Source organism: Mediterraneibacter sp. 210702-DFI.5.30 (assembly GCF_020560115.1).
Classification (GTDB): Bacteria; Bacillota; Clostridia; order Lachnospirales; family Lachnospiraceae; genus Mediterraneibacter; species Mediterraneibacter faecis.
The window spans coordinates 211,329-232,199 of sequence record NZ_JAJCME010000001.1; the positions used below are offsets into that span (position 1 = coordinate 211,329).

Sequence of the window (20,871 nt, forward strand, 5' to 3'; positions counted from 1 at the left end):
GCTAAAAATATATAAGATTAAAATAGGCAAAGAAAAAATCAAAATATACATTAGATATACCGGACTTGCTTAAAGTGGTTTATGATGAAATTGGTATGGTGCCTTAGATACAAATAAAATAGAGGTAACTTCTCATTGCTATTATTTTTTAATGGAGATAAGAAATGAAAAAGATATTGTTAATAGAGGACGATAGTAATTACATTTGGCATATAAAAAACTTTCTACAGCGAAAAGGATATCATGTATTAGTTGCATTTACAGTATCACAAGGAAAAGAGCTTATAGAAAAGGAACAAATACTCATTATAGGCTCGGATTTGAAATTGTCAGATGGGAGTGGAATGGAGCTGCTAGAATACTTGAGGGAGAAAACATACAAAATTCCATTCCTTTTCTTTACATGCTATGACAAAAAATATTATGAGAAAGAAGCATTGGAAAAGGGAGCTAAGATATGTATGAATAAATTACAATTCGATTTAGTGAAGGAAACATTATTGGAATATGCTTATAAAGAATCCAATGGAGAGGGAGCTACTTTTCATAAGATACTTCTTGTAAAAAAGAATTCGGAAATCACGTCTATTATACAAACAGAGCTTCTTAAGAAAGGGATATATGTGATTATGGTAGAAACTATATGGGAAGCAGAGGATAAACTATTAGAATGTCAAGATATTGAATTGATTCTGTGTGATTTGTTTTTACAAGATGGAATTGCTATGGATTTTTTTCATTCTATGAAAAAGCTTGCTGGAATATATCAAAACACGAAGGAGCCAATATTCAGAGAGTTGCCGTTTTTTATATTCACTGATAATAAAGATTTATCTTTAGAATATCAATATCGCCATGAAGGTGTAAGTGATTATATAACCAGTCCTGTTAATATTCCAGAATTAATCAGACGGATATGTTATTTCGTAGAAGAATAGAAAAGTTATTTGATTTGAAGGCAAAACCAACCGGACAGAAAAAAGTACAATGTAGACAAAAAATATAGTAATCATAGTAAAGATATTTTATGTTATTGACAAATATGAAATATTGATACAAAGGAGAATTTACTATGGAGAAAAGATTATTTACCTCAGAATCAGTAACAGAAGGGCATCCGGACAAAATGTGTGATGCCATATCAGACGCCATATTGGATGCTCTTATGGAGAAGGATCCGATGAGCAGAGTGGCCTGTGAGACTGCAATTACAACGGGTATGGTGTTAGTGATGGGAGAAATCACGACCAATGCGTATATAGATATGCAGCAGGTGGTAAGAGAAACGATCAAAGAAATTGGTTATGACAATGGAGATTATGGATTTGATGCACATACCTGTGCTGTTTTAACGGCAATTGATGAGCAGTCAGCAGATATTGCTTTGGGCGTGAATAAGGCATTGGAAGCAAAAGAACACAAAATGTCAGAAGAAGAGCTTGATGCAATTGGTGCTGGGGATCAGGGTATGATGTTTGGTTATGCATGTGACGAAACGAATGAATTTATGCCATATCCAATTTCACTGGCACACAAATTGACTCGGCAGCTTACTCAGGTCCGTAAAGATGGTTTGTTGAATTATTTAAGACCGGACGGTAAGAGTCAGGTTACTGTAGAATATGATGAAGCAGGTATTCCGCACCGGCTGGATGCAGTGGTTCTGTCAACACAGCATGATCCAGATGTGACACAGGAGCAGATCCACGATGATATAAAAAAATATGTATTGGAACCGATTATTCCAACAGAACTGGTAGATGAGAATACAAAATTTTTCATCAATCCAACAGGGCGTTTTGTCATCGGTGGTCCTCACGGAGATAGTGGTGTAACAGGACGCAAGATTATTGTAGATACCTATGGTGGTATGGCACGGCATGGCGGCGGGGCTTTTTCTGGAAAAGACTGTACGAAAGTAGATCGTTCTGCATCTTATGCTGCTCGTTATGTTGCGAAGAATATTGTGGCCGCAGGTCTGGCAAAAAAATGTGAAATTCAGTTGTCTTACGCAATTGGGGTAGCGCATCCGACCTCTATTATGGTAGACACATTTGGAACCGGAAAAATTTCAGATGAGAGTCTGGTAGAGATCATAAGAAGAGAATTCGATCTGCGACCAGCAGGAATCATTCAGATGTTGGATCTACGCCGTCCAATCTATAAACAGACGGCAGCCTATGGACATTTTGGGAGATATGATATTAACCTTCCATGGGAAAGATTAGATAGGGTAGAAGAACTGAAAAAATATTTGGAATAATTTACTTAGGGGGAAGCGTATGAGAAGATACAAAAATAGAATCTCAAGAATTGTGACGGTTGTGATGCTGTTTGTATTTCTGATAGGAAATTCTAATATGGTACATGCTATGGAAAAGACACAAGTTGGGTATGCGAGTAAATATATCACAGTGAAAGGGAATGATATGCATCTTGCTTTGTATGGAAAATTGGATGCAAGTGGAGAAACATTTGCAGATGAAGGAAAAACCACATTGGTGATGATGCCGGCACTGGGAGTTCCATCACCGCATATCTACTTCAAACCTCTGGCACAATCTTTAGATAAGAGTTTTAACATAGTGATTGTAGAGCCGTTTGGATATGGACTTAGTGATGGTGCATCGACTAACCGAACTGTAGATAATATCAATAGTGAATTGAATGCTGCACTGGACACCATGGGAATTAAGCAGTGTGTATTGCTGGTACATTCGATTTCTGGAGTATATGGACTCAACTTTGTACAGAATTATCCGGAAAAAGTAAAAGGATTCATTGCCGTTGATAATACAGTATATGATGAAGAACTGGCAGAGGCTATGGAAGTGGAAAAGAAATATATGCTGCAGGGCATTGATGAATTTCAGAAAATCAAGAATTCTTTTTCTTCTTTGGAAGAATTTCAGACGGTACTGAAAGCAGATCCGGAGAAATATGGAGCAGCATTACCACAGGTTTCCGGGTACACCTATACGGAGACTGATAGGGAGGAATACATTCAGGCATATTCTTTAAGCAGTAACGATACGGTTAGAAACGAAGTGAACGGGATGGATCAGTCATTACTCTCTATAAAGAATAAAAAATTCCCATCGGCACTTCCTGTATTAACCATGATTTCTTCAGAGAATGTACAAAATGTTCCAGCATGGGAGACTGCTCATAGAAACCAACTGGATTTAGAATCTGGTAATCACCAGTTATATATTGTAAATGGAGGACATTATATCTGGTATACCAATTTAACGAAGGTTGTACAGCTTATCGATGAATGGAGACTGGAGAATCATTTTTAAAAGGAATCTGTGTGTTGAGATTTCCAAATAAGAGAAAACAGAAGGGAAGTGTAGCTTGGGGAAAGTAACTATTTCAACTGTATTGGGATACAAAGAATATGTGGCGGAAAATATAAAAAGCATTCTGGGAGAGGATGAAGAAAATTCCGATTTTAGGATTTATCCGGATTATCATAAGATTTATAGAGGGCAGACGGAGATCGTCTTAACGAAAGCAGAATATGAATTGTTTATGCTTTTGTCAGGGAGACCAGGTGTGATATTTACTAAAGAAAAAATTTTTGAGATTCTTTATAACGAGGAGCTGCCGGAAAGCATTGATAATATTGTGTACTGTCTGGTATCCAGTATGAGAAAGAAAATCGAACCGGAGCTAAAGCGATGCCGCTATATTAAAACAGTGAGAGGTGTAGGATATAAGTTTGAAGGAAAAAAGATGGACATCTTTCCAGAATAGTTGATCTGAAGACAGAGGGAATTTTTTAAAACCTCTGTCTTTTTTTGTTGCTTTTTTATGCCATCTTGCGTACAGAAGTAGTGAAAGTCACCTCCCAAAAAGTATGCTTTTTGATGGGAGATGTAATAGGCTATTTTTTTATTTCCAAAAAGTATATAAGAAAGTTTTGAGATATGCCAAAATATTTTAAGACTTTTTGGGAATGTATAAAGGGGGATACGTATGGCATATTATGGGTATCACAGAATCAGTACTAAGGAACAACACTTGGACCGAGGTATTATAGAAATAAAGAGGTTCTGTGAAAATCAGAAAATTAAACTGGAAAGTATTTTTACAGATAAGATAACCGGTAAAAATTTTGACAGACCACGTTATACCGTTCTTGTGGAAGATGTTTTACGGGTAGGGGATACCCTGATTATTACAGAGCTGGACAGACTTGGCAGGAACAAGCAGGAGATTTTAAAGCAGCTATGTTTTTTAGAAGAAAAAGGGGTTCGGGTAATGGTATTGGAACTTCCTACCACGTTGTTTGACCTGTCTCAGATGGAAAATAATCTGGCAAAGATGATGATAGAAACAATCAATAATATGATGATTGAACTCTATGCATCCATGGCACAGGCAGAGATGGAGAAAAAGGAGAAGCGACAAAAGGAAGGTATGGAGGCAAAAAGGCTTCGGGGTGAATGGGATGAAGTAGGAAGACCACGGGCTATAGAACAGGAAAAGTTTAACCAGGAATTTATGAGGGTGGTACAAAAGAAGGTAACACCGACACAACTGCAGCGGGAGTTGGGGTTAACTTCTTCTACCTATTATCGGTATCGGAAAAACTTTTATGAAATTTTTCCGGAATTTCTTCAATCTGTATAGAGATGAGGTAATTACTAAGTAAAAGAAAAATTTAAGGAGGCAGATGTTATGAGTGAACACAGAGAAGGAACATTGTTTTATGATACTGAAACAGGGAGGTATGATATACGTTTTGATTTGGAATCTTTTTATGGAGGACTACATTGCGGGGAATGTTTCGATGTAAAGGTGAAAGATGTTTGGATTCCGGTCCGAATTGAAATGGGAGATGACTGGTATCTGGTTGGACTGAACGTGTCGAGATTAGATGGACTGAGAGTACGTATGTAAATAGGAGGATAAGCCTGATGAGGGGAAGCACAATGAGAGAAAGTGTTACGGATGTTCGCATTATACTGGAATGCTTACAGGAAGCATATCAAATGGAAGGAGATATGGTACGGTCCGGGAAAAATATTCATGCGACTATGATATATCCATTTGTCCGTATGCTGCAGGAAAAGTGTAGGGATTTAACAGAGGAACAGATACATAAGACACTTTGGAAAGAATATGAGATTTCAGGGGCAGACAGGATGTTTGTGGAGAGGGCTTCAAAGATTTTAGAGCCATACGAAGGAGAATCTGAAGATGAGAAATAGTACAATGGAATATAAAGTAAATCAAGCCTATGAAGAACTAAAGCGTTTAATACAGTGGCATCCGGATAGTGAAGAAAAGTTTTTACAGAAAATGGTATGCTTCTTGTTACCTGGACAAAGAAAATGTTGGCCAGAGGCTATTGATGTTTTGAGGCAATCTTTAAAAACTGAATATGGAATGATATTTGTTGAAAAATACAGGAATAAACTGGAATGGTTGGATAGTGTTTCGCTGCTGGAACTGGAAAGAAAGATAGGAGCAATTTATTTTTTTGATCATTATAAAATGATAGCAGACGAATTTCTATATAAAAAGGATTTTGAAACTGCCTTATTTTTGCGAATTGCAATGGAAACAGGGATAAGAAGTATAGACATTCCATATATAGAATGGTCCTGCATACATGGAAGAAATGTAGTTTTGCCAGAAGGAAAAACAGGAAATATATATAGGAAAGTAAATGGAAATTATCCCCAAATTTCAAGGTGTTCTTTACGAATTATACATCTATTATATAGGAAGCAAAAGATGATATTTACAAAGTCAAAAGAATATTATATCCATAGAATTAGACGATTTTGGGGAACAGGAGAATTTTCTTTTCATAGTTTCCGGTATTACAGAAGGAAATTGGAAATGGGGATTACAATAGGAATTCAGGTGCCAAAAGTGATACCAGTATAGTAAAAAAGCTCAAATATTTAATCAAATTCCAACTAGACATAAAAAAGTGCAATCTACGCAAAAAATGTAGAAAAATTTTATTTTATGGAGTAATAATTAAGTATCAAATATATTTTTAAGGAGGAAGCGAATATGAACGGAATGGAAAAAATGACAAAAAAAGAAATGGAAATGGTAACAGGAGGAAAATGCAATTCTGATTATGGATATTTTTTCTGTTGCCCAGCAAATGCTGATGATATGGTAGCCACAATTAAAAATCTAATGAATTCTGGACAGAAAGATAAAGCAAGCAGATACATTCAGTTTTGCTATGAAGTTTGTGGATACTAAAATAGCAGCAGATTAAATATTAAAGCAGAAAACAAAGGGGCGAGCTTGCATCGCCTCTTTATTTATTAGGGGGATGGATGACAGTATGAAATACAGATGTATAAAACAATATGATTCTATGGATTGTGCTGCAGCTTGTTTAGCAAGTATAGCGTGGTATTATGGAAAAAAGATACCTATACTGGAGATAAGTGAAGCTTTAGAAACCAGCAAAGAAGGAACGAGTGTTTGGGATGTATGTAGGATTTCTGAAAAACTGGGATTATTTGCATCAGCATATAAAAAAAACATAGACTTTAAAGAAAAAGAGCTGGAAGTGCCGTGTGTGGCTCATGTATATCAAGAAGATGGATTGGCACATTTCATTATAATTTATAAAATAAAAAAGAATAGCGTAGTTATTGCAGATCCAGCTGTCGGTATTATAGAGGTAGACAGAAAAAAATTTTTTAATTCGGAATATGGAGAAGATTCGCCATATTTTTGGACTGGAGTTATTATCTTATTTCAGACAACGGAAGAATTTTATAAAAAAAAGGAAGGCATGCGGATTGCAGAGAATAAATTTATAGAATTAGTAAAGAAGGAATGGAAAAGAACTATATATATTATATTATTTTCAGCAATATCAATGGCAATATCAATTGTTTCATCTTTCTATTTTGGGACGTTGATAGACACAGTTATTCCCAATAGATTGATTTATAGTCTAATATTTATGACACTAATGGTTATTTTAATGCTATTGATTAAGACTATTGTAGACTGGGGAAGAGCAAAGTTATCATTGGATATTTCAAAATCTTTTAACTTAGAACTTAGTCTGAAATATTATAAACATTTATTGGACTTGCAGGTGATGTCTATTGAAAAACGTAAAAATGGTGAGTTTATTTCACGATTTCAGGATGTTATTAGAGTTCAAGAAGCACTGGTAAGCAGCATATTGGTTTTACCAATTGATGCGTTGTTTATAATTGCGGTAAGTATCATTTTGTGTGTATTGAATATTAAAATCTTTGCTGTGGTAGTTGTGATGTGCTTTTTATATACTCTGGTTATGGTGGGATTTAGGAAATATTATAGTGTCTTAAATTCGGAGGAAATGTCAAGAGAGGCACGTGTGACTTCACATTTGATTGATTCTATTGAGGGGATTTTGACGGTTAAAGCGTATACGTATAATAAGACAATTTTCAATAATGGGAAAAAGAAAATAGAAAGATGGCAAGATACGATTCTTAACTTAGGAAGTACAGAAAACTTACAGTCAGCTATAAAAGTTTTAATAGGTGGTATGGGGGAGATTATTGTACTGTGCATTGGAGCACTTGAAATCATTGGTAATAATTTATCTATAGGGGAATTAGTTACGTATAATATTCTAATTGGATATTTATTAACGCCGGTTAAAGATATTGTAAATTTACAGCCATTATACCATTCTGCCCATGTTGCTATGGAACGTCTAGAAAGTGTGTTACGTATTAAAGTAGAGAAAACAAAGGAAGGTATAGAGCCATTTGAATTTGATGAAGAAATAGAACTGAAAGATGTTGATTTTCATTTTGTTTCTGGGAAAAATATACTGAACAATATTAATATTAAAATAAGAAAAGGCGATAATGTAGCTATTATTGGGGAAACAGGATCTGGGAAAACATCTTTAGCAAAATTGTTTATGGAATTTTATTCTCCAGATAAAGGACATATATATGTTGATGGTGCAGAACTTCAAAATTTCGAGGTTCAAGAAATTCGAAAAGCAGTTGTATATGTATCACAAGAAGATTTTCTGTTTACTGCAAGTGTTAGAGAAAATTTAAAAATGGGTAATGAAGAGATATCAGATGAGGAAATGATTGAGATTTCACGTAAGATGGGTGTGCATCAATTTGTAAGTAAAATGGAAAGAGCGTATGATAGTGTCCTTGAAGAGCGCGGAAAGAACCTTTCGAAGGGGCAAAGACAGAAATTGTCACTAACTAGAGCCATATTACGTCATCCTAAAATTTTAATTTTAGATGAGGCTACCAGTAATATGGATTCTATAAGTGAAAGGGAAATCTTGAATTATATTAAGGGAATTCGGGATATAACACTTATTTTAATTTCACATAGAATAAATGTCATTGCAGATAGTGATTGTATTTATGTACTTCAAAAAGGTAATATAGTAGCACGTGGGACAGACAAACAATTAAAGGAACAATGCAAATTGTATCGTCAATTATATGGTGAGGAGGAGAAATAGATGAAAAAGAAAAATATTATAATTTCTATAGCGTGCAGTATATTTTTCATAATATGCGTGGGAGCTGCAATCATTTTATTTCCAAAAGTAAAAGAAGAAACTATAGCATATTCTACTTCTATAGAAGACTTGTTTGAAAAGGAAGGACATTTTTATGTATATTTCAATAGAAAAGAGTGTCCATATTGCGATAATATAGAGGATGATATAAAACAATTTAAAAAAGAGAATGCGGTTTATGAGATTGATGCAGAAGCATGTAAAGGAACTAGGAATTATGATTGGGATTCCCATGAAAAGAAATACGATGTCGAAATTGGAGAAAAAGACAGTACCGGAAAAATTGTATTTTACGATGGATTAGATGAGAATTTGATAAAAGAAAAATATCCTCCAATCCACTATAAAATCATTTGGGCAAATGAGAATTATGCAGCACTACATGAGGGAAAAGAAGCTGGTAAAGTGTATGCTATTTCTACTCATCCAAATATAAAAAAAGAGGAGTTATCCGAAAAGAAATTTGTGCTGGGGGGAGTACCTACGTTGGTAGAGTTTGAAAATCATAAAGTGATAAACTTTTATTTTGATGATAAAGAAATTATAGACTTTTTGGAAAGCGATACTCAACCACTAGATAAATATTGGAATCTTGACTGATTTTATAAGTTATAAAGATATGCAATAAAGGAGAGGTTACTAATGAATAATGGTAGAGTAAGAAAATCTCTAAATACTCTGATAAGAGCTTATAAGAAAAAAAACAGGGAAAGAAATATTATTTTACAATGTATCGTAGTGAGCGTTGTAGTAGTATCATTAGTTATCATTTCTTTAATACATGGAAAATTTCAAGCGGATAAGTTGAAAAATCAATATCAAGATGGAAAAACAATTTCAACATTTATTGAAGAAGGAACAGATACAATAAAACGACAGCTACAAGATCTTTCCTATGTGAATAGTGTAGGAGAGGAAAAAGAGAGCGGAAGGTTGATGAATGGTAGGTATTCATATAGCAAATGTGTTGTTTTAGATGAAACAGCTTACGAAGATATGGTAAAGCCTACTTTTGTACATTTCTATGGCAATTATCCGGAACAAACTGATGAAATAATGATGTCAAAAAAAACTTTGGACTATTTGGGGATTAGCAGTCCCAAAATAGGAATGAAGATTACGTTAGACTTTTATTGGAATGATATTTTCACGACAAAAATGACAGGTAAACAAGAATTTGTTTTATCTGGATATTATGATAGTTATAATAATGAATTATCCGATAGTTCAATCGCATATATTTGCAAGAATAGAATAAAACAGGCTGGTATTTCACAATATCCATGTCGATTATGGGTTGATGTAAAAGATTGGGGACTAAGCGGAAGACAAGTAGAGAATAGATTAAAAAATGATATTAATCTCAATGATAAGCAAAGAATTATAAGCTATGATTCTGCAGAATACAGAGCAATTGAAGGGACGGTTGGAAATTATTTGCTTGCGTATATGTTTGTCTTGGCTGTGTTTTTTTGTTTGTTTTTAGTGATTTATAATGTTGTATATATATCACTGGGAAGTGATATTAAACAGTATGGATTATTGCGTACAATAGGTGCAACTAATAGACAGATAAAAAAATTAGTATGTATGCAAATAGGGGATATTTATTGGAAAAGTTGCTTATGTGGTGTAATAATCAGCATAGTTCTACAATATTGTGTTTTAAACAATGTGGTTAAAAATCTTTATTTAGGGGAGTATAAAGCAAATAGTCAATTAAAATTATTTAATTTAAGTGCATATATCGTGGTCCTTGTTTTAGTTGCTATAACTCTATTTGGGGCAACTCTTTTGGCAGTATATAAATTGACTATGATTACTCCTATAGAGGCTGCAAAATATGAGGAAGTAGTGGGAGAACAACAATCAGATTATCAGTTTGGGAAAATGTTCATTATAAAAAGAACTGGAATTATTTTTGGAATGGCTTTTCGTAACATATTACGTTATAAGAAAAAATTTATGTTCATTATAATATTTTTGGCATTTGGTTGTGAAATAGGGCTATTAGGGATTGTGGTCACCAAGGGGACAAATCAAATGAATAGATTACAGAAGAATCCAGATTTTACTATTGAAGTGCCAATGGATACTGTAACGTATTTAGTGGAAAATGGAAAAGATGAGGTGGAATTAATAACAGATGATAATATCGTGGATATCAAAAATACGCTTACTTCTTATACTGAGAATCTGAAAATAGTACAAGGTTTTCTGCCTATTATAAAAAATGCAGCAGAAACAGATAGCTTAAAAATTGTAGAGCATGATTCATTACCTGTAATGCAAACATTAGACGATAAAAGTATGAAAAAGTTAGTGAAATATGTAGAGGAGAATAATATACCAGTTGATCAAAAAACATTTAACGAGAAAGGTGGCGTGTTAATATTACATGAAAATTTAATACCACAAACATACGAAGATATAGAAACGGAATGTATTGGAAAAATAATAGAACTGTATGATTTGGTGCCCGTTGGAACAGCAATGCAGGAAATGTCCGCAGTTAAACTTAGAAATTGTGGATATATAAACATTTCACAGTCAGATTGTCCAACTTTGGATTTATCATGGAGAGGAAATGATAAAGTTTATCTGATTGTTTCAGATAAAACTTTCAGCAAATTAAAGGATGTTTTAACAGTTAGAAACTTGGAAGTACAGATTAATGTAAAAGCAAATAAAGAGGCTATTTGTAAACAGAAATTAAAAGCATGGGTTCAAGAGGCAAATCTCAAGTTTCAATCTACTACAGGCAACGAAAATCAACTTTTGTATGTGATAAAGTGTAATAGTGATGAAATTGCAAAACAGTCTTTGTATATTAGAACAAGTCAGATAATCATGTATACTATTAGTGGCATTTTAATATTTATGGGACTGCTAAATTATTTCAGTACTACATCTACAAATATAATTATTAGGCAGCGTGAGTTTTCCATTATGCGGAGTATCGGCATGACACAAGGTATGCTTAGGAAAATGCTTATATATGAGGGGATAATATACGTAGGAGGTGTTCTTGGGCTATTATTGATTATAGGAAGTATAGTTATGGGAATAGTAGTTTATATTTTAAAACAAAACATAGAATATTTTGTTTTTCAATATCCATTTGAAGGACTTTTATGTATTATATGTATTATGTCTTTTTTGTGTGTGATAATCCCTAATATATTCTTACATAAAATGGAAAGAAATAGCTTAATTGAAAGAATTAAGAAAGAAAGGTGATATACGAAAATATGAATTTGAGCTTCAAGAAAATGCTACAATAAGCTGGTCGAAAATATGTGTTGAATAAATTGTTGTATGAAGAAACAGTAGAAATGTAAAGAGTGTCATAATGACATGAAAAGAGCCGTCAAATTTGGACGGCTCGAAGTATTTCTATATGTTTATATTTTCTTAGGCATAGGAGCGTCAGCAGTTCTCAGTTTTTCAATTAAGGATAGGAGCATATCTGAGTTTTTCTGAAATTGTGTTTGAAAATCTTCTGTAACCTCATAGTTTAGGTACAGAGTTATCAATGTAGCATTCCATATTGAAACCATGGTCTTTTCAGATAGACGTCCTTCTAGAAAGCGTAGATGTTTGCTAAGTGTTGCTTTCGTTTTCGTCCATGCAAAGAAATAGTCATCTTTTAGTGGAATGTTAAATTTATGAAACCATTCCCGAACGGTATGTGTTTCTGATCTATCTCCACACTCCGGATCATTAAAGACGTATCCAACAGACAATTCTTCCGGATTTTCCGGAAAAATACCATCGGAGGGAAGGGCAAGGTACCGGCCAATCGGAAACATAGCACAGACTGCGGGTTTTACATCGTGTACCAAACATTTTTGATTTTTTAATAACGGGCAGCGTTTGACACTTCCTTGTGGTTTTAGGCGTACTACAGGGATATGAGAATTACGTCCAAGATAAGTTTCACAATATTGTGCCAAGGCAACTTCTGGTGTGATTTTTAATTTCTTCGCTATATGAAATAAATCTTTCGGGGACAAGAGAATATCCTCCCGGTGGATGCAACATTTTCCGCATTGAGTACAATGAAATACAAATATATCATCGAGACCGATTTCTTCATATCCTAATTGTTCTTTTAATTCTTTTATTGAATTCATATTATTGTCCTCCTAAATAAAAAAGAGACCACTTGGAAAGTAGTCTCTTCGTAAACATAAACTTAATTAAATTTGTATTGTTCCAGTAAATAAATAGGCAGTGTTTCTGTTTTACCGTCTATACCACCTTTGGTTGCTCCTTTTAAATAAAGAAGCTTATCTGCTTTTCCTTGTGCCAGGGCTTTCTGGGCAGTGGAAGCAGTACCTTTTCCAGCTTTGACTTCTATCAAATATCGGGTGGAAGAAGATAGGCTTTGTGCCACAAAATCAATTTCTCCGCCACGGTAAGTAGCAAAAGCAGGGGTTTCAAAGGAAATTTCCTGTGGAAAATCCTGGCGTTTCTTCAGATTGATATAGACATAATTTTCATTTAATGTGCCTGCAAGTACACGGGAATCGGTTCCGGTACGTGTCAGATAATAGTTTGCCAGTCCCATATCCATGAAATAGCAGCGGCTTGCGGACTTAAAATCCAGAATATCCATTTCTGTTATTTTTGCACAGAATCCAATGATTCCGGAAAAGTACAGCCAGCTAATAGCACGGTTGCAGGTAGCCTTTGAAATATTGCTGGAGTAGTCTTTGGTTACCAGTTTTTGCAATTCTTCGCTAATGCTGTCTTCTGAAAATCCTTTCTTTTCACGATTTAAAATACGGCAGATGGAAAAGAAAATATGGGTAAACACTTTGGTATCCAAAATATCCGTAAAATAGCGAATGGATTCATTGGTGAAGGTATCAATGATTTTTACGAGTTCGCCTTGAGCTTTTACGATGTTCCGGTTCTCCAGATAGTTTTCGACCACTTTGGGATAGCCACCAATCTGGCAGTACAGCTCATAGGTTTCCTTTAAGCGATCATAGACCTCTGACCTAGAAGGAACAAAAGGTATTTTTTTATAATCTTCATACAGGATTTGGTCATAGGCCATCAAAAATTCCTCAAAAGAAAGTGTGTAGATAGTAAGCTTTGTGACATCTCCGCTGGAATAACGAAATTCTGGATCATAAATCCGCCCAAGATAGCTTCCTGTGATGATAAAATGGGCTTTAAAATGACGAGTAAACTCCCGGATACGGTTATAAATCTCGGAAGATTCCTGGATTTCGTCAATAATAATGACGGTATCTTCAGAATCAATAAAGTCCGGTTCATACAACTGGAAGGCATCATGGAGAGGATGCTCCTGCCGTTTTGTTCCGGGTGTCCAAGCTGTTGCCTGTTTATAACATTCCATAAACTGTCTGCCGCTTAATTCAAACAGGTTAATATAAATTTTGTGTTTGTAGTTTTCGTCAGCGAATTTTTGTATCAGGTAGGTTTTTCCAACCTGACGGGCTCCGCCGACTTCCAGGGTACTATGCCCTCCTTCATTTTTCCAATCCAGAAGGCGGTCATAGACAAAACGCTTCAGATACATAAGCACAAATCCTTTCTTTAAAATCTATCTTTCATTATAGCAAAATATTTGCAGTTCATACAGTGCAAAATGGGTAAATGATTATTTTAACGTTCAAATTGAAGCTTTGCACGTATGTCCATAAGAATTTCACCTAAATGATTTTCGCCATGACCATTTACAGAACCCCAAAAATAATCTCCCCAGTTGTTTCCTTCAACAAGGTGACAATTCCCAGTAGCAAGTAATGCTTTACATAGGGTAGGATTCTGCATGAATTTGCACATACAAATTTCATACATGTACATAAGCTTTACACGTTCCCAGTCTGAACGGAGCTGTACTTCTCTTCCCAGTTTTTTGGCATCTTTTGGATTCCTTAATTTGGTAAATTGAAGCTGTTCTTTAGGTGAAAGGGTCTTTTGTGCCTGGAAAGCAGCCTCATTATTTGCATACCAGTAGCCCCGGTAATATATCCGGGAAGGATAGAAGTTACTAAGAAAAGCGTATGCTCCATGAAAGTGGTCAATTGTTTGCTGGTAATGATTCGAATAGGTATTAATAAACATGTAATCCCTTCTTTCTTATACAAAAAAGGAACCGCTTATGGCAAGCAGTTCCTTCTTAAACATATTTTTTCGTTTGTCATTTGCTTATTTGTGCTTCTTCTTGTTCTTCGTAATAGCGGTCTGCAATATAGCCAGCAGATTCCGCCCAAAGAGTATTTTCTGTATTTTGCAGGGCTTTGTAAGTTTTTGAGTGATAAAATTTGCCCATGGCATCCGGAAAGGAAAGATGGCTCTTTTCCATAATAATATCGACAACATCCCGGATCTGAATATACAGATTCATTGAAATATCTTTCCCGTTAAAAAAATATTTACCTTCCATGTTTTACACATCCTTTCGAGATTCCAATATCAGATGTTCAAGAGCAAGTGGGGTGTGAAAGGAAACCTGATTATTAACCTTATTATACCGAAGCCTTGTAACCGCTTCATCCACGCTCAAGATATCGGACAAATAAAGTTGTACAGTTTCCATGGTATTATCATCCGCAACAGGTCCAATTACAACATCATAGTGATGCTGGATATCGCCGACAGTACGGTTGAGTTTGACAAACTCCAACCATTCCTTGTCCAAGGTGGCAAAATGTTTGATTTTTAGTTCCTCGGATTGTTGGAAGATATACCGATACACATATTTGCCGCCAGTATGAGTACGCAAGTACAGGCGGTTCGCCCATTCATTTGCCTGCTGTTCGAGAACTGTGCAATAAAATCCACGACCAAAATCACGACGGTTATGTGATTTGTTCAAATCGATTTTATCAAATGCAATATTGGAGCCATGGAAAAGAACAAGCGTGGGCGTATCTTCTTCTATAATATCTTCTACGTATTGAAAAGTATCATGAATATCTAATTGGTGCAACGTTTCGTGTTGTACCAGTATTTTTTCAAATACTTGATGTTTGTAGAAAATATTAAAGGCATCGTCTTCCGATAGTTGGTGCTTTTTAGCATAATATTCCAGTGCTTCAATTGATAGCATCTCTATATCTGATTGAATACTCATATACGTTATCCCTCCATTTGCTTTCATTATATCAAAAAAGAAGGTGCTTTCCAACGGTAAAATAATTATAAATAATAAGTCGCAAAAGATGTTTGAAATGGGGCATTCACCACATTTCACTATCCCCATACTTCGCCCATGATTTCCACAAGAAAATCATCTAACGGAAAATTGGGAGGAAGTAATTCACCAAACGTTTCTTGAATTTCTTGGATAACTTCTGTATAAGAAGAATACGCCTGTGAAAATAATTGGGAAGAATTTTTAAGTTCGACGATATAAAATTCTTCTCCTGGATTTAAGTCCAGCTTTTCCTGATCCTTGATCCGCCATACTGTCATAGACTCGGCATTGCCATAACGGTAGCCATCATGTTTCTCACAAAGATATTCCTGAAAGGCAAAGAGTGATTCTGCATCAGAAAACTCTTTGTATAAATCAGGAAAAACTTCTTTTGTATATCGAAGAATAAGATTAGCAGCCTCTTCTGTAATAAGAAACCCATAGATATGAAAAACAGATGTAATGATACTCATAGATTTCTCCTTACGCAATCATCTCAAGAAACTCATCTTCAGACAATATTTTAATACCGAGAGCCTGAGCTTTTGTTAATTTACTTCCGGCTTTTTCCCCACAAATCAGATAATCTGTTTTTTTTGTGACAGAACTGCCGGCTTTTGCTCCAAGTTCAATGATCTTGGAGTTGATTTCATCCCTTGTAAAATGAGCAAGTTTTCCTGTTGCAACTATAGTACATCCTGTAAATACATTTTCTTTCATCATAGTGTTCATTTCCTTTCTTTCTTCAAATATAAGTTCTTTTTGGAGTTCGTGCCAGAGAATTAGATTGTTTTCATCAGAGAACCAGTCATGGATATTCTGATTCAGAGTATCACCAAAGTCATCTAACTGGGTGAAATCATACTCACCAGAGGCAGCGTCAAAAAATTCCTGCAGACTGCCGTGGAATACTGTATCCAAAATCCTGCTCTTGGTTCGTCCGACCATAGGAATATCCATGGAAACCAGGAATCGGACAAAGGTAGTATTCCGGCTGGAAGTAATGGAATTCCATAATCTTTCAAAGGATTTTTTACCGAAACCTTCCAACTGTAAGATTTCTTCCTGATGTTCATTTAGATGGTAAATATCCGGAAATGTCTGGAGATAACCCAAAGTCAGGAATTTTTCCAAGGTAGTTTCGGAGAGTCCCTCGATGTTCATTGCTTTTTTTCCAACGAAATGTGTAAAGCGTTTTCGGATCTGGCTATCACAGTTGGGATTGTCACAATGCACTGTTTCAATGAGACGTCCATCATTTCCTTTTCTTTGATAGATACGAGTCTGAGAACCACAGCATGGACATACTGGGGGAACTGCATCTACGTAATGACCACGTTCCAGATTTTCTTCAATATGAGGAATGATCATATTACGTTTTGATACAGAAATTCTACAACCTGGCACCAATTCTAATTCTTTGATAAAGGTCAGATTGTGAAGGGTTGCTCTGGAAACAGAGCATCCGTCAATTTCCACAGAGTCAAAAACTCCCACAGGTGCAATTTCTCCGAAACGGGTGGGTGTCCATTCTATATTGCGAAGAGTGGTTTCGTAAGTTTCATCTTCAAACTTAAAAGCCAGTCCATCTTTATAATGATGTCCGGTACGCCCGCATTTTTGGGAATAGTCCAGACTGTCGAAAATCATTACAATTCCGTCAATAGGCAGATGTTTGTTATCTGCTAGTGCAGTCAGTTTTTCAATATACTGATTTATAAGAGCCGTGTTCAAGGGCTGGTCAGTAGCAATATAAGGACAAGGCTGAAAGCCATAGTCAAATAGACTGGAAACCTTCATAGCTCTGCTGTCTGGAAATGGAAAGGAAGAATCGTCTAGACCTTCTAGGACATTAAATGGCATAAAGTGCAGGCAGCGCCCCGCACAATTTGCCGGATCAAGACTTCGTACAGAGCCGGCGGCCAGGTTACGTCCGTTTTTATAAGGTTCTCCTTTTCCATCCCGCAATGTTTCTTTTAAACGTTCAAAGTCATTGGTAGGAATAAAGGATTCGCCTACAATTACCAGTCTTTCCTGATAAGGGATTGAAAGAGGAACATCCACGTATGCAGGTATGTTGTGGGTGATAATTTCTCCGATCTCCCCATCGCCACGCGTGGAAGCCTCTACAAGTGTTCCATTTTCGTAGACTAATTTAGTCGTTAATCCGTCCAACTTCAGCATAAACAGAACTGGCTGCTTACCGGCAAAACTTATCAAGTCCTGTACCTGCTTTGTCTTATCTAAAGAGAGCAAAGGGACCGGATGCTTTACTTTGGGAAGTTCACTGATGGGAGTATAGCCTACGGTTTGTGTCGGTGAATTGGATAAGACAAAGCCTGTCTGCTTTTCTAATTCCACTAATTCATCGAAGATTCGGTCATATTCCGCATCACTGATATTCGGACTGTTCTCATTATAATAAGCGTTACGCTGTAAATTCAGATAGTCCACCAGTTGTTTGATTTTTTCCACGTTTGATAATTCATTAGAGTGGTTCATTTTATTCTTGTCTCCTTTTCTATGGTATAGTTGTAATTCTTATTTGTTCCGGTTTTTCTTCCTCCTTTCTTTGCGTTCAGGCATAAAAAAAGAGAATGACACGGATGTTCATTCTCTAATGTGTGCAGTTTCCTGCAAAATAAAAAAGCCAGAAGTCCCTGCTGGTAGCGTAGTATACTTCTGACACTTTTACAAACCTAAACTGCGTGCGTATATCCTTTCCGGATGACACAAATAATAATTACATAGTAAGTGTAACACTATATGTAGTATGTGTCAATATAAAAACACTATATATCGTTTGACCTGAGAGAAAAATTACTATATATAGAGGAAGCATGGATATGGAAAATATTATCTCTTGATTTCAGAACGTATGTTCTATATAATGAGGTGTAAAGGAGGGGAACGTGGGTTTGGAAAGAGTGATTTTTCATATAGATGTAAATTCTGCCTTTTTGTCCTGGGAAGCGGTATATCGGCTACATCATTTGGGATGGAAAGGCGATTTAAGAGAACAGGTGTCGGCGGTAGGTGGGGATATGGCGATGCGTCATGGAATCATTTTGGCAAAATCCATTCCAGCAAAGAAATATCGGATACAGACAGGTGAATCAATCTTGGAAGCAAAACAGAAATGTCCAAATCTTATCTTAGTGCCTCCGAATTATGGATTGTATGAGAGGTGTTCCAAAGCTTTTATGGGAATTTTGCAAGAGTATTCTCCCGCAGTGGAACAATACTCGATAGATGAGGCGTTTGTAGATATGACTGGAACGGAAGTGCTTTGGGGGACGCCAGTGGAAGCAGCAGAGAAGATGCGGAGACAGATTAAGGAACGGCTTGGATTCACAGTGAATATCGGTATTTCAAAGAATAAACTGTTAGCTAAGATGGCAAGTGATTTTCAGAAGCCCGACAGAGTGCACACACTATGGAAGTCTGAGTTACAGAAAAAGATGTGGCCATTGCCGGTAAGCGACTTGTTTTTTGTAGGACGGGCAACAACAAAGACACTTTTCAAGTTGGGAATTCGGACCATAGGAGATTTGGCAAAGAGTGATCCGAGTTACTTAAAACAACATTTGAAGAAACATGGGGAAGTTGTCTGGGGGTTTGCAAATGGGATTGATGTGTCTGTAGTCCAGTCGGCTCCGCCTGCTAATAAGGGATATGGCAATTCTACAACGATTCCTTTTGATGTGACAGATGCATCTACAGCAAAATTGGTGCTGTTGGCTTTGGCAGAGACAGTAGGAAGCAGACTTCGTGGAGCAGGAGTCAGGGCAGAAGTGATTGCAGTAGGGATCAAGAATTATGATCTCAGTTATGCCAGTCACCAGATGACGCTTCAGAATGCAACCAATATTACGAAAGAGATTCATCAGTGTGCCTGCCAGTTATTTGACCAGCTCTGGGATGGGACACCCATCCGGCATCTGGGAATCCATACCAGCCGCATCAAGGATCAGGTGAATATGAGGCAATTGGATCTATTTGATACGAATGATTATGAGAAGCTGGAAAAAATGGATGAAACGATAGATCAGATCAGAAAACGGTATGGGAATGACTCGGTAATACGTGCGGCTTTTTTTGGTGGGTGTATTGATCACATGAGTGGTGGCATTTCACGAGAAAAACGTTCTGTGGACTATGAGAAATTAAAGACAGAATAGCGGGAAGGGGGAAGAAACGGTGGCATTTGGAATCGGAATAAATACAGAGCATACAGAGCAGGAGCCTTTATCCGGAACCTATCATGAGGTGGCAGTCCAGTGCTGGTTCACAGCTACCGGAAAATCTTTGCCATTGATGTTGAAGGTAAAAGGGGAGGATGAAGAGATTATCCAGATCAATCATATCCAGGTTCTGACTGTAGAAAAACAGTGGTATGCGGGGATTGTGAACTGGAAGTATAGATGTCAGGCGGTACTTTTGGGAAAACAAATCAATTTTGTGCTTCTATTTTGTCCGGAGGATTGTGCATGGAAACTGGTTGTATAAGATACCAGGGATGAAGTAAAATAGGAAAAAGGAGGACAGAAAATGTGCGGAAGATATTATGTGGATGATGAAACTTCACGGGAAATTGAGAAGATTGTAAAGAAACTGGATCAGCGTTTAAAGATAGAGCATGGGCAGGACATCCATCCGTCTGAATCTGCAGTTGTACTTACAAAGGAGTGTAGGGAAGTGGCTGCAAGGCAGATGCAGTGGGGCTTTCCGAGGTTCCAGGGAAAGGGATTGCTTATCAATGCAAGGGTAGAGGCTATACTGGACAAGAAGACCTTTCGGGACAGTGTGCTGCATCGAAGATGTGTGATTCCTGCCCATCACTTTTACGAATGGAGTAAAAACAAAGAAAAATATACTTTTCAAAGTCCAAAGCAGGATGCCACATTATTTATGGCAGGGTGTTATCAAATCTATAATGGTCAAAATTGTTTTGTAATTCTGACTACGCAGGCAAATGTTTCTGTAGCACCGGTGCATGAACGGATGCCATTGCTTTTGGAACGACAAGAACTGGAAGATTGGATTATGGAGGATGCAGCGGTAGAATTTATTCTTGCTAAGAAACCCATACTGTTGAATCGGACAGCAGAATATGAACAACTGAAATTATTTTCATAAG

Annotated in this window: 22 protein-coding genes; 15 read left to right on the top strand and 7 right to left on the bottom strand. The window is 36.3% G+C overall.

Annotation, left to right across the window (positions count from 1 at the left end):
* Positions 1 to 164: 164 nt before the first annotated feature.
* From LI126_RS01010 to LI126_RS01065, 12 genes are all read left to right on the top strand, one after another.
* Positions 165 to 938, top strand: a complete 774-nt coding sequence (locus LI126_RS01010; RefSeq protein WP_227164647.1) for a response regulator — start codon at positions 165 to 167, stop codon at positions 936 to 938.
* A 134-nt stretch (positions 939 to 1,072) separates the two neighbouring features.
* Positions 1,073 to 2,263 (top strand): methionine adenosyltransferase, encoded by a 1,191-nt coding sequence (gene metK, locus LI126_RS01015; protein ID WP_227164648.1) that lies wholly within the window; start codon positions 1,073 to 1,075, stop codon positions 2,261 to 2,263.
* A gap of 19 nt (positions 2,264 to 2,282) precedes the next feature.
* A complete protein-coding gene (locus tag LI126_RS01020; protein WP_118330715.1) occupies positions 2,283 to 3,302 on the top strand; it encodes an alpha/beta fold hydrolase in 1,020 nt (339 codons plus the stop codon).
* Positions 3,303 to 3,357: 55 nt separating this feature from the next.
* A complete protein-coding gene (locus tag LI126_RS01025; RefSeq protein ID WP_101871251.1) occupies positions 3,358 to 3,759 on the top strand; it encodes a winged helix-turn-helix domain-containing protein in 402 nt (133 codons plus the stop codon).
* A gap of 222 nt (positions 3,760 to 3,981) precedes the next feature.
* The gene (locus tag LI126_RS01030) at positions 3,982 to 4,638 is read left to right on the top strand and encodes a recombinase family protein (RefSeq protein ID WP_227164649.1); all 657 of its coding nucleotides are present in this window, start codon (positions 3,982 to 3,984) and stop codon (positions 4,636 to 4,638) included.
* A gap of 48 nt (positions 4,639 to 4,686) precedes the next feature.
* Positions 4,687 to 4,908 carry a DUF5348 domain-containing protein gene (locus tag LI126_RS01035; RefSeq protein WP_118330714.1) on the top strand — a complete coding sequence of 74 codons (222 nt, stop codon included), beginning with the start codon at positions 4,687 to 4,689 and terminating at the stop codon, positions 4,906 to 4,908.
* Between the two features lie 17 nt (positions 4,909 to 4,925).
* Positions 4,926 to 5,219 (top strand): hypothetical protein, encoded by a 294-nt coding sequence (locus tag LI126_RS01040; protein WP_015526824.1) that lies wholly within the window; start codon positions 4,926 to 4,928, stop codon positions 5,217 to 5,219.
* Entirely contained in the window at positions 5,209 to 5,904 is a 696-nt protein-coding gene (locus LI126_RS01045; RefSeq protein ID WP_147604025.1) for a hypothetical protein, read from the top strand. The genes LI126_RS01040 and LI126_RS01045 overlap by 11 nt, the downstream gene beginning before the upstream one ends.
* 132 nt (positions 5,905 to 6,036) lie before the next feature.
* Positions 6,037 to 6,237 carry a hypothetical protein gene (locus LI126_RS01050; protein WP_117851391.1) on the top strand — a complete coding sequence of 67 codons (201 nt, stop codon included), beginning with the start codon at positions 6,037 to 6,039 and terminating at the stop codon, positions 6,235 to 6,237.
* A 73-nt stretch (positions 6,238 to 6,310) separates the two neighbouring features.
* Complete coding sequence (locus LI126_RS01055) at positions 6,311 to 8,491, top strand: peptidase domain-containing ABC transporter (protein ID WP_117851393.1); 2,181 nt, start codon at positions 6,311 to 6,313, stop codon at positions 8,489 to 8,491.
* The gene (locus tag LI126_RS01060) at positions 8,492 to 9,151 is read left to right on the top strand and encodes a hypothetical protein (protein WP_118562986.1); all 660 of its coding nucleotides are present in this window, start codon (positions 8,492 to 8,494) and stop codon (positions 9,149 to 9,151) included.
* A gap of 42 nt (positions 9,152 to 9,193) precedes the next feature.
* Positions 9,194 to 11,791: an ABC transporter permease gene (locus LI126_RS01065; RefSeq protein ID WP_227164650.1), complete on the top strand. Its 2,598-nt coding sequence runs from the start codon at positions 9,194 to 9,196 to the stop codon at positions 11,789 to 11,791.
* Between the two features lie 164 nt (positions 11,792 to 11,955).
* Here LI126_RS01065 and LI126_RS01070 read toward each other — a convergent pair whose 3' ends face one another.
* From LI126_RS01070 to ligA, 7 genes are all read right to left on the bottom strand, one after another.
* Positions 11,956 to 12,687: a YkgJ family cysteine cluster protein gene (locus tag LI126_RS01070; protein WP_117851400.1), complete on the bottom strand. Its 732-nt coding sequence runs from the start codon at positions 12,685 to 12,687 to the stop codon at positions 11,956 to 11,958.
* A 62-nt stretch (positions 12,688 to 12,749) separates the two neighbouring features.
* A complete protein-coding gene (locus LI126_RS01075; RefSeq protein ID WP_117851403.1) occupies positions 12,750 to 14,108 on the bottom strand; it encodes an ATP-binding protein in 1,359 nt (452 codons plus the stop codon).
* 86 nt (positions 14,109 to 14,194) lie between these two features.
* Positions 14,195 to 14,656, bottom strand: a complete 462-nt coding sequence (locus LI126_RS01080; RefSeq protein WP_117851406.1) for an NADAR family protein — start codon at positions 14,654 to 14,656, stop codon at positions 14,195 to 14,197.
* A 76-nt stretch (positions 14,657 to 14,732) separates the two neighbouring features.
* Positions 14,733 to 14,978, bottom strand: a complete 246-nt coding sequence (locus LI126_RS01085) for a hypothetical protein (RefSeq protein ID WP_054350800.1) — start codon at positions 14,976 to 14,978, stop codon at positions 14,733 to 14,735.
* Positions 14,979 to 14,981: 3 nt separating this feature from the next.
* Positions 14,982 to 15,668, bottom strand: a complete 687-nt coding sequence (locus LI126_RS01090) for a DUF3990 domain-containing protein (RefSeq protein ID WP_118064342.1) — start codon at positions 15,666 to 15,668, stop codon at positions 14,982 to 14,984.
* A 119-nt stretch (positions 15,669 to 15,787) separates the two neighbouring features.
* Positions 15,788 to 16,204, bottom strand: a complete 417-nt coding sequence (locus LI126_RS01095; protein ID WP_054337541.1) for a hypothetical protein — start codon at positions 16,202 to 16,204, stop codon at positions 15,788 to 15,790.
* Positions 16,205 to 16,214: 10 nt separating this feature from the next.
* The gene (ligA, locus tag LI126_RS01100; protein WP_227164651.1) at positions 16,215 to 18,233 is read right to left on the bottom strand and encodes an NAD-dependent DNA ligase LigA; all 2,019 of its coding nucleotides are present in this window, start codon (positions 18,231 to 18,233) and stop codon (positions 16,215 to 16,217) included.
* Between the two features lie 410 nt (positions 18,234 to 18,643).
* On the opposite strand from ligA, the gene LI126_RS01105 reads away from it, so the two are divergent.
* Genes LI126_RS01105 through LI126_RS01115 form a run of 3 tightly spaced genes read left to right on the top strand, consistent with a single transcriptional unit; the run spans position 18,644 to position 20,870 of the window.
* The gene (locus tag LI126_RS01105; protein WP_227164652.1) at positions 18,644 to 19,912 is read left to right on the top strand and encodes a DNA polymerase Y family protein; all 1,269 of its coding nucleotides are present in this window, start codon (positions 18,644 to 18,646) and stop codon (positions 19,910 to 19,912) included.
* A 19-nt stretch (positions 19,913 to 19,931) separates the two neighbouring features.
* On the top strand, positions 19,932 to 20,240 hold the full coding sequence (locus LI126_RS01110) for a hypothetical protein (protein WP_004223751.1): 309 nt from the start codon (positions 19,932 to 19,934) through the stop codon (positions 20,238 to 20,240).
* A 42-nt stretch (positions 20,241 to 20,282) separates the two neighbouring features.
* Positions 20,283 to 20,870: an SOS response-associated peptidase gene (locus tag LI126_RS01115; protein ID WP_227164653.1), complete on the top strand. Its 588-nt coding sequence runs from the start codon at positions 20,283 to 20,285 to the stop codon at positions 20,868 to 20,870.
* The last annotated feature ends 1 nt before the right edge of the window (position 20,871 follow it).

What these genes read in the sequence shown, in the direction of transcription:
- LI126_RS01010 (WP_227164647.1), top strand. Translation starts at nt 165, where the DNA reads ATGAAAAAGATATTGTTAATAGAGGACGATAGTAATTACATTTGGCAT.
- metK (WP_227164648.1), top strand. Translation starts at nt 1,073, where the DNA reads ATGGAGAAAAGATTATTTACCTCAGAATCAGTAACAGAAGGGCATCCG.
- LI126_RS01020 (WP_118330715.1), top strand. Translation starts at nt 2,283, where the DNA reads ATGAGAAGATACAAAAATAGAATCTCAAGAATTGTGACGGTTGTGATG.
- LI126_RS01030 (WP_227164649.1), top strand. Translation starts at nt 3,982, where the DNA reads ATGGCATATTATGGGTATCACAGAATCAGTACTAAGGAACAACACTTG.
- LI126_RS01035 (WP_118330714.1), top strand. Translation starts at nt 4,687, where the DNA reads ATGAGTGAACACAGAGAAGGAACATTGTTTTATGATACTGAAACAGGG.
- LI126_RS01040 (WP_015526824.1), top strand. Translation starts at nt 4,926, where the DNA reads ATGAGGGGAAGCACAATGAGAGAAAGTGTTACGGATGTTCGCATTATA.
- LI126_RS01045 (WP_147604025.1), top strand. Translation starts at nt 5,209, where the DNA reads ATGAGAAATAGTACAATGGAATATAAAGTAAATCAAGCCTATGAAGAA.
- LI126_RS01050 (WP_117851391.1), top strand. Translation starts at nt 6,037, where the DNA reads ATGAACGGAATGGAAAAAATGACAAAAAAAGAAATGGAAATGGTAACA.
- LI126_RS01055 (WP_117851393.1), top strand. Translation starts at nt 6,311, where the DNA reads ATGGATGACAGTATGAAATACAGATGTATAAAACAATATGATTCTATG.
- LI126_RS01060 (WP_118562986.1), top strand. Translation starts at nt 8,492, where the DNA reads ATGAAAAAGAAAAATATTATAATTTCTATAGCGTGCAGTATATTTTTC.
- LI126_RS01065 (WP_227164650.1), top strand. Translation starts at nt 9,194, where the DNA reads ATGAATAATGGTAGAGTAAGAAAATCTCTAAATACTCTGATAAGAGCT.
- LI126_RS01070 (WP_117851400.1), bottom strand. Translation starts at nt 12,687, where the DNA reads ATGAATTCAATAAAAGAATTAAAAGAACAATTAGGATATGAAGAAATC.
- LI126_RS01075 (WP_117851403.1), bottom strand. Translation starts at nt 14,108, where the DNA reads ATGTATCTGAAGCGTTTTGTCTATGACCGCCTTCTGGATTGGAAAAAT.
- LI126_RS01080 (WP_117851406.1), bottom strand. Translation starts at nt 14,656, where the DNA reads ATGTTTATTAATACCTATTCGAATCATTACCAGCAAACAATTGACCAC.
- LI126_RS01085 (WP_054350800.1), bottom strand. Translation starts at nt 14,978, where the DNA reads ATGGAAGGTAAATATTTTTTTAACGGGAAAGATATTTCAATGAATCTG.
- LI126_RS01090 (WP_118064342.1), bottom strand. Translation starts at nt 15,668, where the DNA reads ATGAGTATTCAATCAGATATAGAGATGCTATCAATTGAAGCACTGGAA.
- LI126_RS01095 (WP_054337541.1), bottom strand. Translation starts at nt 16,204, where the DNA reads ATGAGTATCATTACATCTGTTTTTCATATCTATGGGTTTCTTATTACA.
- ligA (WP_227164651.1), bottom strand. Translation starts at nt 18,233, where the DNA reads ATGAACCACTCTAATGAATTATCAAACGTGGAAAAAATCAAACAACTG.
- LI126_RS01115 (WP_227164653.1), top strand. Translation starts at nt 20,283, where the DNA reads ATGTGCGGAAGATATTATGTGGATGATGAAACTTCACGGGAAATTGAG.